The following is a 13,530-nucleotide window of genomic DNA, read 5'->3' as shown; positions in this document are numbered from 1 at the left end:
CACACAAAAGAACGAGGACCACTCCGGCCGGTTTTCGGTCCGTGGCCGAACCGGAAAAGCGCGAACCCCGCACTTCCCGGAGGAAGTGCGGGGTTCGGAGCTGTGATCAGCGGGCTCAGACGAGCTCGGTGACCGTACCGCCGGCGGCGGTGATCTTCGCGGCGGCGGAGCCGGAGACGGCGTCGACCGTCACCTGCAGCGCGACCGAGATCTCGCCGGTGCCGAGCACCTTGACGAGCGAGTTCTTGCGAACCGCGCCCTTGGCGACCAGGTCCTCGACCGTGACCTCTCCACCCTGCGGGTAGAGCTCGGCCAGCTTGTCGAGGTTGACGACCTGGAAGGTGATCTTGAACGGGTTCTTGAAGCCCTTCAGCTTCGGCAGGCGCATGTGGAGCGGCATCTGGCCACCCTCGAAGCGCTGCGGAACCTGGTAGCGGGCCTTGGTGCCCTTGGTGCCACGACCAGCGGTCTTACCCTTGGAGCCCTCACCACGACCCACGCGGATCTTGTCGGTCTTGGCACCCGGGGCGGGACGCAGGTTGTGGATCTTGATCGGGTTGTCGCCCATGATCAGTCCACCTCCTCAACCGTCACCAGGTGACGGACCGTGTGGGCCATCCCGCGGATCTCGGGACGGTCCTCCTTCACCACGACGTCGTGCATGCGCTTGAGACCAAGCGAACGCAGGGTGTCACGGTGATTCTGCTTGCTGCCGATGTACGACTTGGTCTGCGTGATCTTCAGGCGAGCCATCAGGCGCTCACCCCAGCAGCACGCGCCCGCAGCAGAGCGGCGGGGGCCACGTCCTCCAGCGGCAGGCCACGACGGGCGGCGATCTCCTCGGGGCGCACGAGGCCCTTCAGAGCAGCCACGGTGGCGTGCACGATGTTGATCGCGTTGTCCGAGCCGAGCGACTTCGACAGGATGTCGTGGATGCCGGCGCACTCCAGGACGGCGCGCACCGGACCACCGGCGATAACACCGGTACCGGGGGCGGCGGGCTTCAGGAGCACGACGCCGGCGGCCTTCTCACCCTGGATGGGGTGCGGGATGGTGCCCTGGATACGGGGGACCTTGAAGAAGTTCTTCTTGGCCTCCTCAACACCCTTGGCGATGGCGGCCGGAACCTCCTTCGCCTTCCCGTAACCAACACCCACGGTGCCGTCACCATCGCCCACCACGACCAGCGCGGTGAAGGAGAAGCGACGACCACCCTTGACAACCTTGGCGACACGGTTGATCGCGACAACGCGCTCGACGTAAGCGGTCTTCTCGACGGCGGGGGCGTTGCCCCGGTCGTCACGCTTACGGTCGCGCCGCTCGCCACCGCCGGTGCCACCGCCGGCGCCGCTACCGCGGCGCTGGGGTCCAGCCATTGGAATTACCTCTCTCGATTACGTCCGTCGACTGAGTCGACGAGCGGCTTAGAAGTCGAGCCCGGCCTCGCGGGCCGCGTCCGCCAGGGCGGCGATGCGGCCGGCGTACCGGTTGCCCGCGCGGTCGAAGACGACCGACTCGATGCCGGCGGCCTTGGCGCGCTCGGCGACCAGGCTCCCGACCTTCTTGGCCAGCTCGGTCTTGTCGCCCTCGGCGCCCTTGATGGACACGTCGAGGGTGGACGCCGACGCCAGGGTGTGACCCTTGGCGTCGTCGATGACCTGGGCGACCATGTGACGGTTCGAACGCGTCACGACGAGGCGCGGACGCACCTCGGTGCCGACGACGCGCTTGCGAACGCGGATCGCGCGGCGCTTGCGAGCGGCGCTCTTGTAGGCGTTGCCCTTGCCGATCTTGACAGAGACACTCATCGCTTACTTACCACTCTTTCCGACCTTGCGGCGGATGACCTCGCCCGCGTACTTGACACCCTTGGCCTTGTACGGGTCCGGCTTGCGCAGCTTGCGGATCTTCGCGGCGACCTCGCCGACCTTCTGCTTGTCGATGCCGTCCACGTGGAACTTGGTGGCCGACTCGACGACGAAGGAGATGCCCTCGGGGGCCTCGACCAGGATCGGGTGGCTGTAGCCCAGCTGGAACTCCATGTCGGAGCCCTTCGCCAGAACTCGGTAGCCGACACCGCTGATCTCCAGCGACTTGCGGTAGCCCGCGGTCACGCCGGTGATCATGTTCGCCACCAGCGTGCGGGAAAGACCGTGCAGGGCCTTCGACAGACGCTCGTCGTTGGGGCGGGTGACGAGCAGCGTGCCGTCCTCGCCCTTACCGATCTCGATCGGCGCGGCGACGACGTGAGTGAGGGAACCCTTGGGGCCCTTCACCGAGATCGCCTGGCCATCGATGGTGACGTCCACGCCAGCGGGGACCTGGATGGGCAGCCGTCCAATGCGCGACATTGCTGTACCTCCGTTTCCCGAATTACCAGACGTAGGCGAGAACTTCTCCGCCTACGCCCTTCTTGGCGGCCTGCTTGTCGGTGAGGAGACCCGAGGACGTGGAGATGATCGCCACGCCCAGGCCGCCGAGCACCTTCGGCAGGTTGGTGGACTTTGCGTAAACGCGCAGACCCGGCTTGCTGATGCGCTTGATGCCGGCAATGGAGCGCTCACGGTTGGGACCGAACTTGAGCTCGATGGTCAGCTTCTTGCCGACCTCGCCCTCGGCCGGCTCCTCAACCTTGTAGGAGGAGATGTACCCCTCCTGCTGCAGGATCTGGGCGACGTGCGCCTTGATCTTGCTCGCCGGCATCGCCACGGAGTCGTGGTACGCCGAGTTCGCGTTACGCAGACGAGTGAGCATGTCTGCGATGGGGTCGGTCATGGTCATGATGGCCTCAGGCCTCTCTCGCCGTGGTTTCTCCGCGCCAGGTCCCCCCGCCGCACTCCGAGGAGTGCGGCGGGGGCACAGACGCAGGGGACCTGCGGCGTCGTAAGACTGGGTGCGAGCCCTCCCAGAGAAGGGCCACGGGCATCCATGGGGAAGCCGTGGCAGGGGGCCCGACCCCACAACCTTACGGGAATCCGTACGGGAGCCCAAAACGGGCTGATGTGGGGCCGGGCACCTCTGCGTCGCTAGCGGTGCCTAAAGCTCTGGACTACCAGGAGCTCTTGGTCACGCCCGGCAGCTCGCCGCGGTGCGCCATCTCACGAAGGCAGACACGGCAGAGGCCGAACTTGCGGTACACCGAGTGCGGACGGCCGCAGCGCTGGCACCGGGTGTAGGCCCGGACGCCGAACTTCGGCTTGCGCTCGGACTTCGCGATGAGGGACTTCTTCGCCATTGGCTCACGCCTCCTTGAACGGGAAGCCCAGAGCGCGCAGGAGCGCCCGGCCCTCGTCGTCGGTCTGAGCGGTGGTCACGACGGTGATGTCCATACCGCGCTGACGGTCGACCTTGTCCTGGTCGATCTCGTGGAACATGACCTGCTCGGTCAGACCGAACGTGTAGTTGCCACGGCCGTCGAACTGCTTCGGGGAGAGGCCACGGAAGTCACGGATACGCGGCAGGGCCAGCGACACCAGACGGTCCAGGAACTCCCACATGCGGTCACCGCGGAGGGTGACGTGGGTGCCGATCGGCTGGCCCTCGCGCAGCTTGAACTGCGCGATGGACTTACGGGCCTTGGTCACGGCCGGCTTCTGACCGGTGATCGCGGTCAGGTCGCGGATCGCGCCCTCGATCAGCTTGCTGTCACGGGCGGCCTCGCCGACACCCATGTTGACGACGACCTTGACCAGGCCGGGCGTCAGCATGACGTTCTCGTACGAGAACTGCTCCTGCAGCTGACCCTTGATCTCGGAGTTGTAACGCTCCTTGAGACGGGGGGTCACCTTCTCAACAGTCGTCTCAGACATCAGATGTCCTCACCGGTTCGCTTGGCAACGCGGATCTTGTTGCCCTCGTCATCGAAGCGGTAGCCAACGCGGGTGACGACCTTCTTGCCGTCCTTCTCCACGACCAGCTGGACGTTGGAGACGTGCACCGGGGCCTCGACGGTGACGATGCCACCCTGAGTGCCCGGGCCCGGCTTGGTGTGCTTCTTGACCCGGTTCACACCCTCGACCAGGACCTTGTTCTCGGCGGGCATGGCCTGGATGACCTTGCCCTGCTTGCCGCGGTCCTTGCCGGTGATGACCTGAACCAGGTCACCCTTCTTGATCTTCATGCTGTTCGCCATGGGTTAGAGCACCTCCGGCGCAAGCGAGATGATCTTCATGAACTTCTTGTCGCGCAGCTCGCGGCCCACCGGGCCGAAGATGCGGGTGCCACGGGGGTCACCCTCGGTGTTCTTGAGGACGACGGCGGCGTTCTCGTCGAACCGGATGTACGAACCGTCGGGACGACGGCGCGACTTCACGGTACGGACGACGACGCACTTGACGACGTCACCCTTCTTCACCGAACCGCCGGGGATCGCGTCCTTGACGGTCGCGACGATGACGTCCCCGATGCCGGCGTAGCGGCGACCGGAACCACCGAGAACGCGGATGCAAAGGATTTCCTTCGCGCCCGTGTTGTCGGCGACTCGCAGTCGCGACTCCTGCTGGATCACAGCTTTCTCCTGATCGTCAACGAGAGCTGACGGGCCGGCCGCTGCTCACACCAGCGCCCGCACGGGACCTGGTGCACATACGGCCGTACCGCATCAACTTCGTTACTTGGCCTTCTCGAGGATCTCGACGACGCGCCAGCGCTTCGTCGCGGACAGCGGGCGGGTCTCCGCGAGGAGGACCCGGTCGCCGATGCCGCAGGCGTTCGCCTCGTCGTGCGCCTTCAGCTTGTTCGTACGGCGGATGACCTTGCCGTACAGAGCGTGCTTGACGCGGTCCTCGACGGCGACGACGACGGTCTTGTCCATCTTGTCGCTGACGACGAGACCCTCACGGGTCTTGCGGAAACCGCGCGTCTCGTTGGTGTTCTCAGTCATCAGGCGTTCTCCACCGTCTCGATGCCCAGCTCGCGCTCGCGCATCAGGGTGTAGATCCGCGCGATGTCCTTACGGACGAGCTTGAGCCGTCCGTGGTTGTCGAGCTGCCCGGTCGCCGCCTGGAAGCGGAGGTTGAACAGCTCCTCCTTGGCCTCACGGAGCTTGGCAACGAGACCCTCGTTGTCCAGCTCGCGGAGGTCAGCAGCCTTGGTGCCGGCCGACATCAGCTCTCACCTGCCTCGCGCCGGATGATCCGGCACTTCATCGGGAGCTTGTGAGCAGCGCGGGTCAGCGCCTCACGAGCCACCTTCTCGTTGGGGTACGACAGCTCGAACATGACCCGACCCGGGTGCACGTTCGCGATCCACCACTCGGGCGAACCCTTACCGGAACCCATGCGGGTCTCGGCCGGCTTCTTGGTGAGCGGACGGTCCGGGTAGATGTTGATCCAGACCTTGCCGCCACGCTTGATGTGACGGGTGACGGCGATACGAGCGGACTCGATCTGCCGGTTCGTCACGTAGGCCGGGGTGACGGCCTGGATGCCGTACTCGCCGAACGCGAGCTCGGTGCCACCCTTGGCAGCGCCGCGGCGCTTGGGGTGGTGCTGCTTGCGGTGCTTGACCCGACGGGGGATCAGCATGACGGTCAGGCCTCCGTTCCGGTGTTCTCGGCAGCCGGAGCCTCGGCGGCCGCGGCCGCGGGGGCCTCGGCAGCGGCGGGGCGACGGCCACGGCCACCGCGCTCGCCACCACGGCGCTCGCCACCGCGGGCGGGACGACCACCCTCGGGACGGGCCGGGCGGTTGCCCGAGCGGGCAGCGGCGTTCTCAGCGCGGACCTCGGCGATGTTCTTGACGTCGCCCTTGTAGATCCAGACCTTCACACCGATGCGGCCGAAGGTCGTCTTGGCCTCGAAGAAGCCGTAGTCGACGTTCGCGCGCAGGGTGTGCAGCGGCACACGGCCCTCGCGGTAGAACTCCGAACGGCTCATCTCGGCGCCGCCGAGACGACCGGAGCACTGGACCTTGATGCCCTTGGCGCCGGACTTCATGGTGCCCTGCATCGACTTGCGCATGGCACGGCGGAAGGAGACGCGGGAGGACAGCTGCTCCGCGACGCCCTGAGCCACGAGCTGGGCGTCCAGCTCGGGGTTCTTGACCTCGAGGATGTTCAGCTGGACCTGCTTGCCGGTCAGCTTCTCGAGGTCGCCGCGGATGCGGTCGGCCTCGGTGCCACGGCGGCCGATGACGATGCCGGGGCGAGCGGTGTGGATGTCAACGCGGACGCGGTCGCGGGTGCGCTCGATCTCGACCTTGGAGATGCCGGCGCGCTCCATGCCCTTCGTCATCATGCGACGAATGGCGACGTCTTCCTTGACGTAGTCCTTGTACAGCTTGTCGGCGTACCAGCGGGACTTGAAGTCCGTGCTGATGCCGAGGCGGAACCCGTGCGGGTTAACCTTCTGGCCCATTACCGGGTCCCTTCCTTGCTGCTGACGACCACGGTGATGTGGCTGGTCCGCTTGCGGATCCGGTAGGCACGACCCTGCGCACGCGGACGGAACCGCTTCAGGGTCGGGCCCTCGTCAACGTACGCCTCGCTGATGACGAGGTCGTCCACGTTGGAGTGGTTGTAGTTGTGCGCGGCGTTGGCAATGGCGCTGTCGAGCACCTTGCCGACGGGCACGGTGGCGGCCTGCGGAGCGAAACGCAGGACGGCCTGGGCCTCCGTGGCCGGCAGGCCACGGATGAGGTCCACCACGCGGCGGGCCTTCATGGGCGTGACGCGGATGTACCGCGCCTGGGCCCTGGCTTCCATGGTTGTCCCCTTGCTGGTGTAAGTCATTGAGTCGGTAATCTCGCTGGCGACTAGCGACGCTTCGACTTGCGGTCGTCCTTGACGTGACCGCGGAAGGTACGCGTCGGCGCGAACTCGCCGAGCTTGTGGCCGACCATCGACTCGGTGACGAACACCGGGACGTGCTTACGGCCATCGTGCACCGCGATCGTGTGGCCGAGCATGGCCGGGAAGATCACGGAGCGACGGGACCAGGTCTTGATGACGTTCTGGGTACCCGCCTCGTTCTGCGCGTCCACCTTCTTGAGAAGGTGGCCGTCGATGAAGGGGCCCTTCTTGAGACTGCGCGGCATCTGACCTGCTCCTAGCGCTTCTTGTTGGTCTTGCGGCGGCGCACGATGAGGGCGTTCGAAGCCTTCTTCGGGCTACGAGTGCGACCCTCCTTCTGGCCCCACGGCGAGACCGGGTGGCGGCCACCAGAGGTCTTACCCTCACCACCACCGTGCGGGTGGTCGATCGGGTTCATGGCGACACCACGCACGGTCGGGCGGACGCCCTTCCAGCGCATACGGCCGGCCTTGCCCCAGTTGATGTTCGACTGCTCGGCGTTGCCGACCTCGCCGACGGTGGCGCGGCAGCGCGCGTCGACCAGGCGGATCTCGCCGGAGGGCATGCGCAGGTGCGCCATCTTGCCCTCACGCGCGAGCAGCTGGATGCCGGCACCGGCGGAGCGGGCCATCTTGGCACCGCCACCGGGACGCAGCTCCACCGCGTGGATGGTGGTACCGACCGGGATGTTGCGAAGCGGCAGGTTGTTGCCCGGCTTGATGTCGGCGCCAGCGCCGTTCTCGATCCGGTCACCCTGCGCGATGCCGCGCGGCGCGATGATGTAGCGCTTCTCGCCGTCCGCGTAGTGCAGGAGCGCGATGCGCGCGGTGCGGTTCGGGTCGTACTCGATGTGCGCGACCTTGGCCGGCACGCCGTCCTTGTCGTGACGACGGAAGTCGATCACGCGGTAGGCGCGCTTGTGACCGCCACCCTGGTGGCGAACGGTGATCCGACCGGCGTTGTTACGGCCGCCCTTGCTGTGCAGGGGGCGAACCAGCGACTTCTCCGGCGTGGACCGCGTGATCTCTACGAAGTCGGCCACGCTGGAGCCACGACGGCCCGGCGTAGTCGGCTTGTACTTGCGGATGCCCATTTGGCTCTCTCGTCCTCGTCCTTATCGACGATCACGATCTCCGTTAGGAGACCGGACCACCGAAGATGTCGATGCGGTTGCCCTCAGCCAGCGTCACGATGGCGCGCTTGGTGTCCTTGCGCTTGCCAAAGCCCGTCTTGGAGCGCTTGCGCTTGCCCTGACGGTTGAGCGTGTTGACGGACTCGACCTTGACCGAGAAGACCGCCTCGACGGCCTGCTTGATCTGGGTCTTGTTGGCACCGGGCGACACGACGAACGTGTACTTGTTCTCGTCGAGGAGCGAGTAGCTCTTCTCCGAGATGACCGGCTTCACCAGGACGTCACGGGGGTCCGTGAACGTCTTGCTCGTGATCTCTGCAGCCATCAGGCGGCGCTCCCTTCGAGCTCGCCCTCAGCAGCCACGGCCTTGGCGGACGCGGCGGGACCCGCCACGAAACGCTCGAAGGCGGCCTGGGTGAAGACCACGTCGTCGGAGACGAGCACGTCGTAGGTGTTCAGCTGACCGGCGTCCAGGATGTGCACGTGCGGCAGGTTCCGGGCGCTCTTCAGACCCAGCTCGTCGGCACGCTCGACGACGAGGAGGATGTTCTTGCGCTCGGTGATCTTGCCGAACAGACCCTTGGCGGCCTTGGTCGACGGCGCCTCGGTCGCGACCACGTCGGTGACGACGTGGATGCGGTTGTGGCGGGCCCGGTCGGTGAGCGCACCGCGCAGGGCGGCGGCGATCATCTTCTTCGGGGTCCGCTGCGAGTAGTCGCGCGGCACGGGACCGTGCACGACGCCACCGCCGGCGAACTGCGGGGCGCGGGTCGAGCCCTGACGGGCGCGGCCGGTGCCCTTCTGGCGGTACGGCTTCTTGCCGCCACCGCGGACCTCGGCACGAGTCTTGGTCTTGTGGGTGCCCTGACGGGCCGCAGCGAGCTGCGCCACGACGACCTGGTGCATCAGCGGAACGCTGACCTTCGCGTCGAAGATCTCGGCCGGCAGCTCGAGGCTGCCGGTCTTGTCGCCCGAGGGCGACAGGATGTCAATGGTGCTCATATCCTCACAGCCCCTTCGCCGCGGTGCGGACGAGGACGAGGCCGCCGTTCGGGCCCGGGATTGCGCCCTTGATCAGGAGCAGCCCCTTCTCCGCGTCAACGGCATGGATGGTCAGGTTCTGGGTGGTCACACGCTCGTGGCCCATCCGGCCGGCCATCCTCACGCCCTTGAACACGCGACCCGGGGTGGCGCAGCCACCGATCGAGCCGGGCGAGCGGTGCTTGCGCTGCACACCGTGACCGGCGCCGAGGCCCCGGAAGTTGTGGCGCTTCATGACACCGGCGAAGCCCTTGCCCTTGGAGGTGCCGGTCACGTCGACCTTGACACCCGCCTCGAACAGCTCCGCGGTGATCTCCTGGCCGAGGGTGTACTCGGAGGCGTCCGCGGTACGGAGCTCGACCAGGTGGCGGCGGGGGGTGACACCGGCCTTGGCGAAGTGACCCGCGAGGGGCTTGTTCACCTTGCGCGGGTCGATCTCGCCGAAGCCGATCTGGACGGCGTCGTAGCCGGCCGGGCTGTCGGCGGTGTGGACCTGGGTCACGACATTGGGCCCAGCCTTGACGACGGTCACCGGAACGATCCGGTTGTTCTCGTCCCAGACCTGGGTCATGCCGAGCTTCTCGCCCAGGATGCCCTTAATCTGCTTAGCCATCTTCGGTGCGCCTCTCAGAGCTTGATCTCGATGTCGACGCCCGCCGGCAGGTCGAGACGCATGAGCGAGTCAACCGTCTTCGGCGTGGGGTCGAGGATGTCGATCAGACGCTTGTGAGTGCGCATCTCGAAGTGCTCGCGCGAGTCCTTGTACTTGTGCGGCGAGCGGATGACGCAGTACACGTTCTTCTCAGTGGGCAGCGGCACCGGGCCCGCGACCTGCGCACCAGTACGAATCACCGTCTCGACGATCTTCTTCGCCGAGGAGTCGATGACCTCGTGGTCGTAGGCCTTGAGCCGGATGCGGATCTTCTGTCCCGCCATGGCTACTCAGTAGTCCTTTGTCCTTAGTTGCCGCACGACTCCCTCTCCGACCCCCGCGCTCGGGCGTGTCGCACTCGCGCTTGCAAAAAACCGGCGAAGAACTCGTCGGTTTCAAGATTTCGGGGTGGGGGAGCCGGGCCGAGACCCCGCTCACGCTTCCCGGAAGATTCCCGTACTTTCGCCCCGCAGCTGCCGTGGCGTAGAACTCACGCTTGACGGCCATCACGGGAACGACGAGTACCTGGGACTCGCTTCCGGTCCTCCCGGCGGGAGGCGCGCAGCATCGGCACTCAACCGAGCAACTTGGACATACTGCCACATGGAGCAGCCCGGATGCCAATCGGGGCCGGTGAGGTGTACCTCACCGGCCCCGATCGTCACCCGTTGGGGGTCAGTCCTTCGGCGGGCGGCCGCACACGACGTCGTACTCCTTCGAGGTCGCGTTGGCGCAGTAGAGCTTCTTCTGGTCCGGCCCGAAGGTGTACTCGGACAGGTTCATGTTGATCGGGTTGCAGGCCTGCTTCCCGTTGTACGGCGAGTACTTGGGGCACTTCCCGTTGTCCAGCTGCTGGAGGTGGGCACGCAGCGCGTCCAGGCCCATGTCCTCGACGCCCGGGTTGGTGGACGGCATGAAGCGGTTGGCCGACCACGAGCCGCCCATGGTGGCGAACAGGGCGATCGCGCAGATCAGGCCGGCGGCCAGCTGGGACAGCACGCGCGGCGAGATCCGGGCGGCCCGGGCCGGGGCGACCTCCTCCAGCGTGCCGCGGATCCAGCCGAAGACGCGCTCGTACGTGAGCATCACGCCGAGGACGGCCAGGATGATCAGGCAGTAGAAGATGATCCAGGTGGTGCGCGGGTACAGCTGGACGGCCTGGGTGTGCTCCATGTGGGAGGCGAACCAGAAGCGCAGCAGCCAGGCGCCGGCGAGCACGAAGCCCGCGGTGCGGACCACGACGTTGCGCAGGCCGAGGCCCACGCCGATGCCCACGCCCAGGAGCAGCAGGACGCCGAAACCGGTCTGGCCGGCCAGCTCGCCCGATGCCGGGTAGTCGTGGTAGGTCAGGTCTCCGGCGCGGTCGGAGGCCCAGCCCATGACGTACGCCGGGTCGATGTAGGTGTTGATGTACGCGTAGCGGTCCATCGTCGTGGCGCCCAGGCGGACCAGCTGGTACAGCAGCGGCGCGCCGATCACGGCGGCGGTGACCAGCAGGGTGCCGAGGAACACGAGCGCGCGCTTGATCGCGACCCGGCCCCGCCGCCACGGGAACAGCATCAGGCCGAGGATGAACGAGCCGGGCGCGGCCCACAGGTACCAGCCCGAGTACCAGAGGAACATCACGCCGAACGCGGCGCCGAAGCCGAGGCCGCGCAGCACCGCGGAACGGACCGAGAGCTCGTCGGCGCGGCGGATCTCACGGAAGCAGGCCGCCAGCAGCGGCAGCAGCACCAGCATCGAGCCGTGGCTGTACGGGCGGATCGGGTCGAGGAAGACGATCGAGGTCGGCACGGCGACGGCCATCGCCCAGAACGGGCGCAGCAGCATCCGCCACGAGAGGTAGGCCATCGGCCCCACCAGCGCGCTGAGGATCAGCTGCAGGTCCTTGAGCGCGTGGCCCACGCCGGCGACGCCGTGGTGGAAGAGCTTGGCCCAGACCGCGAGCAGGGCGGGGAACAGCGGGGGGTAGACCCCCGGCAGGCCCTTGCCGCGCATCATGTCGTTGGCCATGCCCATGAGGTTGCCGGGGTCGCCCTCCTGGCCGCCCAGGCCCCACGGGGTGCCGTGCAGCGCGACCACGATGCCGCCGGCGACGACACCGGTGCCGAGGCCCGCGACGGCCGCGCACGCCAGGCGCTGCGCGACCTGGTAGTAGCGCAGCGTGCCGCGGTAGGCGAGGAACAGCAGCACCGCGAGGACGGGGATGCCGAGCAGCGCCGCGTACTGCTGGATCTTGGCGAGGCCGCTGACCTGGCCGATCCGGGTGACGGGATTGACGCTGATGTGCGTGCACAGCAGCATGAACCCGAGGGCGACGACGACGCTGACCACGCCCTCCCCCAGCGGGAGGAACCAGCGCTTCTCGGTCCAGCGCTCGAAGCGGCCGCCCGCCCGGGCCGTCGTCGTCTCTCCGGACGACGCGCCTCTGGCGCCGCCGGGCGTGCTGGAGGGGGCGCCGACGACGTCCGGTGCCAAATCCGTCATGTCAATTCGCTTCCGTGAAGCGGCACTCTGCCGCAGGTCGGGCCGGCTCGCCGGGCGAGCGGGGTCGGCGGGCGCCGGCCGGGGGGCACCCGGTCGCCACGGAACATCCCCGGAAAGCCGACGGGACGTCCACGCCCGACACGCTAGCAAGCCGATGCCGGGCCCCACCCGTTCGGTCACGGGGTACGGGCCCGGCGGTCACGCGCCGTGATCAGCTACGGCCGGCCAGTTCGCGGCGCGGTGCCGCGGCCTTCTTGGTGGCCGGCTGGATCAGCTTGAGGTGCTTGGGCATCCGGCGGATCATCGCCAGCAGCAGGACCAGGCCGGCCCGGGCGAGGTAGATCGTCGCCTTGATCGGGGAGGCGCTGGGCGTGCCGGTGGTCCGCTCGCGCATCGCGACCGGCACCTGCCGGATCACGAAACCGCAGCGGGCGGCGCCGACCATGCTCTCGATCGTGTCGCCCAGGTACTCGACCGGGTACCACTGGGAGAAGAACTCGATCATCGGCTTGTTGCAGGCCTTGAAGCCCGAGGTGGTGTCGGTGAGCCGCGTGCGGGCGACCCGGGACAGCACCACGGAGAGCAGCTTCATCGCCCAGGAGCGCGGGCCGCGCACCTTGTACGAGCCCTCGCCGGCGAAGCGGGCCCCGATGACCAGGTCCGCCTCGTCCAGCTTGGCGATCAGCGTCGGCACGTACGACGGGTCGTGCTGGCCGTCGGCGTCGCACTGCAGCGCGATGTCGTAGTCGTGCAGGTGCGCGTAGCGGTAGCCGAAGCGCATCGCGCCGCCGACGCCCAGGTTGTAGGGCAGCTGGGCGACCTTGGAGCCGTGCGCGGCGGCGACGGCCGCGGTGTCGTCCACCGAGCCGTCGTCGACGACCAGGGTGTCGACGCCGGGCAGCTTCTGCTGGATCTCCCGCAGGATCTTGGGCAGCCCCTCGGCCTCGTTCCAGGCCGGGAGGATGATCAGTACCCGCTTGCCGTCGATCATGCCGTCACCCCGGGGTCGTTCGCCTTGGCGGCGTCGTTGTTGCTGCGCGCGATCGGGTAGTCGTGGTGCTCGGCCAGGTAGGCGCGCATCATCGCGACGTCCTCGGCCAGCGTGCGGGTCTCGGCCTCCAGCCGGGAGGCCTCCCAGCTCAGGTGCAGCGAGACCATCAGCACCAGGATGAAGCCCGCGAACAGGACCAGGCTGACGCCGGAGGCGATGCCGAGCCGGCGGGCGGTGGAGTCCAGGATCGTCGGGAAGAACCCGAGCGGCGCGACGACGACGCCGATCGCGAGCCAGATCGCCGCGTACTTCTCCCGGAGCTGCTGTCGGCGCAGCAGCTCCAGGATGTAGACGAGCACCAGCACGCCGGTGATCGAAGTGATGACGGTGAGATGCACGACGGGGAGCGCCTTTCAGCGGCTGTGTGGCGTGGCCAGA

Annotated in this window: 24 protein-coding genes; all 24 read right to left on the bottom strand. The window is 67.5% G+C overall.

The window, feature by feature from the left end:
• Positions 1 to 115 precede the first annotated feature (115 nt).
• Complete coding sequence (gene rplO, locus ACFVU9_RS12680; protein ID WP_380435919.1) at positions 116 to 568, bottom strand: 50S ribosomal protein L15; 453 nt, start codon at positions 566 to 568, stop codon at positions 116 to 118.
• Positions 569 to 570: 2 nt separating this feature from the next.
• Positions 571 to 753: a 50S ribosomal protein L30 gene (gene rpmD / locus ACFVU9_RS12675; protein ID WP_030055835.1), complete on the bottom strand. Its 183-nt coding sequence runs from the start codon at positions 751 to 753 to the stop codon at positions 571 to 573.
• Positions 753 to 1,376 (bottom strand): 30S ribosomal protein S5, encoded by a 624-nt coding sequence (rpsE, locus tag ACFVU9_RS12670; RefSeq protein WP_030055834.1) that lies wholly within the window; start codon positions 1,374 to 1,376, stop codon positions 753 to 755. The genes rpmD and rpsE overlap by 1 nt, the downstream gene beginning before the upstream one ends.
• Positions 1,377 to 1,424: 48 nt before the next feature.
• Positions 1,425 to 1,808, bottom strand: coding sequence for a 50S ribosomal protein L18 (gene rplR / locus ACFVU9_RS12665; RefSeq protein WP_030280785.1), 384 nt, complete (start codon positions 1,806 to 1,808; stop codon positions 1,425 to 1,427).
• A 3-nt stretch (positions 1,809 to 1,811) separates the two neighbouring features.
• On the bottom strand, positions 1,812 to 2,351 hold the full coding sequence (gene rplF / locus ACFVU9_RS12660) for a 50S ribosomal protein L6 (protein WP_380435917.1): 540 nt from the start codon (positions 2,349 to 2,351) through the stop codon (positions 1,812 to 1,814).
• A gap of 22 nt (positions 2,352 to 2,373) precedes the next feature.
• A complete protein-coding gene (rpsH, locus tag ACFVU9_RS12655) occupies positions 2,374 to 2,781 on the bottom strand; it encodes a 30S ribosomal protein S8 (RefSeq protein ID WP_030280781.1) in 408 nt (135 codons plus the stop codon).
• 268 nt (positions 2,782 to 3,049) lie between these two features.
• On the bottom strand, positions 3,050 to 3,235 hold the full coding sequence (locus ACFVU9_RS12650; protein ID WP_030055830.1) for a type Z 30S ribosomal protein S14: 186 nt from the start codon (positions 3,233 to 3,235) through the stop codon (positions 3,050 to 3,052).
• Positions 3,236 to 3,239: 4 nt separating this feature from the next.
• The gene (rplE, locus tag ACFVU9_RS12645) at positions 3,240 to 3,809 is read right to left on the bottom strand and encodes a 50S ribosomal protein L5 (RefSeq protein ID WP_030393302.1); all 570 of its coding nucleotides are present in this window, start codon (positions 3,807 to 3,809) and stop codon (positions 3,240 to 3,242) included.
• A complete protein-coding gene (gene rplX / locus ACFVU9_RS12640) occupies positions 3,809 to 4,120 on the bottom strand; it encodes a 50S ribosomal protein L24 (RefSeq protein WP_030055828.1) in 312 nt (103 codons plus the stop codon). The genes rplE and rplX overlap by 1 nt, the downstream gene beginning before the upstream one ends.
• A gap of 15 nt (positions 4,121 to 4,135) precedes the next feature.
• A complete protein-coding gene (gene rplN, locus ACFVU9_RS12635) occupies positions 4,136 to 4,507 on the bottom strand; it encodes a 50S ribosomal protein L14 (RefSeq protein WP_030055827.1) in 372 nt (123 codons plus the stop codon).
• 102 nt (positions 4,508 to 4,609) lie between these two features.
• Positions 4,610 to 4,882 (bottom strand): 30S ribosomal protein S17, encoded by a 273-nt coding sequence (gene rpsQ / locus ACFVU9_RS12630; protein ID WP_030055826.1) that lies wholly within the window; start codon positions 4,880 to 4,882, stop codon positions 4,610 to 4,612.
• Positions 4,882 to 5,106 (bottom strand): 50S ribosomal protein L29, encoded by a 225-nt coding sequence (rpmC, locus tag ACFVU9_RS12625; protein ID WP_063348970.1) that lies wholly within the window; start codon positions 5,104 to 5,106, stop codon positions 4,882 to 4,884. The genes rpsQ and rpmC overlap by 1 nt, the downstream gene beginning before the upstream one ends.
• Positions 5,106 to 5,525, bottom strand: coding sequence for a 50S ribosomal protein L16 (gene rplP / locus ACFVU9_RS12620; RefSeq protein WP_030055824.1), 420 nt, complete (start codon positions 5,523 to 5,525; stop codon positions 5,106 to 5,108). The genes rpmC and rplP overlap by 1 nt, the downstream gene beginning before the upstream one ends.
• Before the next feature lie 5 nt (positions 5,526 to 5,530).
• Positions 5,531 to 6,355, bottom strand: a complete 825-nt coding sequence (gene rpsC, locus ACFVU9_RS12615; RefSeq protein WP_188301636.1) for a 30S ribosomal protein S3 — start codon at positions 6,353 to 6,355, stop codon at positions 5,531 to 5,533.
• Complete coding sequence (rplV, locus tag ACFVU9_RS12610; RefSeq protein ID WP_030055822.1) at positions 6,355 to 6,702, bottom strand: 50S ribosomal protein L22; 348 nt, start codon at positions 6,700 to 6,702, stop codon at positions 6,355 to 6,357. Before rplV ends, rpsC begins: the two co-directional genes overlap by 1 nt.
• A gap of 50 nt (positions 6,703 to 6,752) precedes the next feature.
• Positions 6,753 to 7,034 carry a 30S ribosomal protein S19 gene (rpsS, locus tag ACFVU9_RS12605; protein WP_030055821.1) on the bottom strand — a complete coding sequence of 94 codons (282 nt, stop codon included), beginning with the start codon at positions 7,032 to 7,034 and terminating at the stop codon, positions 6,753 to 6,755.
• Positions 7,035 to 7,045: 11 nt separating this feature from the next.
• The gene (gene rplB / locus ACFVU9_RS12600; protein WP_063348968.1) at positions 7,046 to 7,882 is read right to left on the bottom strand and encodes a 50S ribosomal protein L2; all 837 of its coding nucleotides are present in this window, start codon (positions 7,880 to 7,882) and stop codon (positions 7,046 to 7,048) included.
• A gap of 43 nt (positions 7,883 to 7,925) precedes the next feature.
• Entirely contained in the window at positions 7,926 to 8,246 is a 321-nt protein-coding gene (gene rplW / locus ACFVU9_RS12595) for a 50S ribosomal protein L23 (protein WP_063348967.1), read from the bottom strand.
• Positions 8,246 to 8,923 (bottom strand): 50S ribosomal protein L4, encoded by a 678-nt coding sequence (gene rplD, locus ACFVU9_RS12590; RefSeq protein WP_380435914.1) that lies wholly within the window; start codon positions 8,921 to 8,923, stop codon positions 8,246 to 8,248. Before rplD ends, rplW begins: the two co-directional genes overlap by 1 nt.
• 4 nt (positions 8,924 to 8,927) lie before the next feature.
• Entirely contained in the window at positions 8,928 to 9,575 is a 648-nt protein-coding gene (gene rplC / locus ACFVU9_RS12585) for a 50S ribosomal protein L3 (RefSeq protein WP_380435912.1), read from the bottom strand.
• Positions 9,576 to 9,589: 14 nt separating this feature from the next.
• Entirely contained in the window at positions 9,590 to 9,898 is a 309-nt protein-coding gene (rpsJ, locus tag ACFVU9_RS12580; protein WP_012785157.1) for a 30S ribosomal protein S10, read from the bottom strand.
• Positions 9,899 to 10,289: 391 nt separating this feature from the next.
• On the bottom strand, positions 10,290 to 12,101 hold the full coding sequence (locus ACFVU9_RS12575) for a hypothetical protein (protein ID WP_380435910.1): 1,812 nt from the start codon (positions 12,099 to 12,101) through the stop codon (positions 10,290 to 10,292).
• Between the two features lie 211 nt (positions 12,102 to 12,312).
• Entirely contained in the window at positions 12,313 to 13,092 is a 780-nt protein-coding gene (locus tag ACFVU9_RS12570; RefSeq protein WP_329927667.1) for a glycosyltransferase family 2 protein, read from the bottom strand.
• Positions 13,089 to 13,490, bottom strand: a complete 402-nt coding sequence (locus ACFVU9_RS12565; RefSeq protein ID WP_359962256.1) for a DUF2304 domain-containing protein — start codon at positions 13,488 to 13,490, stop codon at positions 13,089 to 13,091. The genes ACFVU9_RS12570 and ACFVU9_RS12565 overlap by 4 nt, the downstream gene beginning before the upstream one ends.
• Positions 13,491 to 13,530 lie beyond the last annotated feature (40 nt).

The sequence above is a fragment of the Kitasatospora sp. NPDC057936 genome, from assembly GCF_042887525.1.
Taxonomy (GTDB): Bacteria; Actinomycetota; Actinomycetes; order Streptomycetales; family Streptomycetaceae; genus Kitasatospora.
Note: the sequence above shows the minus strand (reverse complement) of the source record. Positions and strands in the feature narration are given on the sequence as shown.

Excerpts from the sequence above, each read along its gene's own strand:
- rplO (WP_380435919.1), bottom strand. The coding sequence starts at position 568 with ATGGGCGACAACCCGATCAAGATCCACAACCTGCGTCCCGCCCCGGGT.
- rpmD (WP_030055835.1), bottom strand. The coding sequence starts at position 753 with ATGGCTCGCCTGAAGATCACGCAGACCAAGTCGTACATCGGCAGCAAG.
- rpsE (WP_030055834.1), bottom strand. The coding sequence starts at position 1,376 with ATGGCTGGACCCCAGCGCCGCGGTAGCGGCGCCGGCGGTGGCACCGGC.
- rplR (WP_030280785.1), bottom strand. The coding sequence starts at position 1,808 with ATGAGTGTCTCTGTCAAGATCGGCAAGGGCAACGCCTACAAGAGCGCC.
- rplF (WP_380435917.1), bottom strand. The coding sequence starts at position 2,351 with ATGTCGCGCATTGGACGGCTGCCCATCCAGGTCCCCGCTGGCGTGGAC.
- rpsH (WP_030280781.1), bottom strand. The coding sequence starts at position 2,781 with ATGACCATGACCGACCCCATCGCAGACATGCTCACTCGTCTGCGTAAC.
- ACFVU9_RS12650 (WP_030055830.1), bottom strand. The coding sequence starts at position 3,235 with ATGGCGAAGAAGTCCCTCATCGCGAAGTCCGAGCGCAAGCCGAAGTTC.
- rplE (WP_030393302.1), bottom strand. The coding sequence starts at position 3,809 with ATGTCTGAGACGACTGTTGAGAAGGTGACCCCCCGTCTCAAGGAGCGT.
- rplX (WP_030055828.1), bottom strand. The coding sequence starts at position 4,120 with ATGAAGATCAAGAAGGGTGACCTGGTTCAGGTCATCACCGGCAAGGAC.
- rpsQ (WP_030055826.1), bottom strand. The coding sequence starts at position 4,882 with ATGACTGAGAACACCAACGAGACGCGCGGTTTCCGCAAGACCCGTGAG.
- rpmC (WP_063348970.1), bottom strand. The coding sequence starts at position 5,106 with ATGTCGGCCGGCACCAAGGCTGCTGACCTCCGCGAGCTGGACAACGAG.
- rplP (WP_030055824.1), bottom strand. The coding sequence starts at position 5,525 with ATGCTGATCCCCCGTCGGGTCAAGCACCGCAAGCAGCACCACCCCAAG.
- rpsC (WP_188301636.1), bottom strand. The coding sequence starts at position 6,355 with ATGGGCCAGAAGGTTAACCCGCACGGGTTCCGCCTCGGCATCAGCACG.
- rplV (WP_030055822.1), bottom strand. The coding sequence starts at position 6,702 with ATGGAAGCCAGGGCCCAGGCGCGGTACATCCGCGTCACGCCCATGAAG.
- rpsS (WP_030055821.1), bottom strand. The coding sequence starts at position 7,034 with ATGCCGCGCAGTCTCAAGAAGGGCCCCTTCATCGACGGCCACCTTCTC.
- rplB (WP_063348968.1), bottom strand. The coding sequence starts at position 7,882 with ATGGGCATCCGCAAGTACAAGCCGACTACGCCGGGCCGTCGTGGCTCC.
- rplW (WP_063348967.1), bottom strand. The coding sequence starts at position 8,246 with ATGGCTGCAGAGATCACGAGCAAGACGTTCACGGACCCCCGTGACGTC.
- rplD (WP_380435914.1), bottom strand. The coding sequence starts at position 8,923 with ATGAGCACCATTGACATCCTGTCGCCCTCGGGCGACAAGACCGGCAGC.
- rplC (WP_380435912.1), bottom strand. The coding sequence starts at position 9,575 with ATGGCTAAGCAGATTAAGGGCATCCTGGGCGAGAAGCTCGGCATGACC.
- rpsJ (WP_012785157.1), bottom strand. The coding sequence starts at position 9,898 with ATGGCGGGACAGAAGATCCGCATCCGGCTCAAGGCCTACGACCACGAG.
- ACFVU9_RS12575 (WP_380435910.1), bottom strand. The coding sequence starts at position 12,101 with ATGACGGATTTGGCACCGGACGTCGTCGGCGCCCCCTCCAGCACGCCC.
- ACFVU9_RS12570 (WP_329927667.1), bottom strand. The coding sequence starts at position 13,092 with ATGATCGACGGCAAGCGGGTACTGATCATCCTCCCGGCCTGGAACGAG.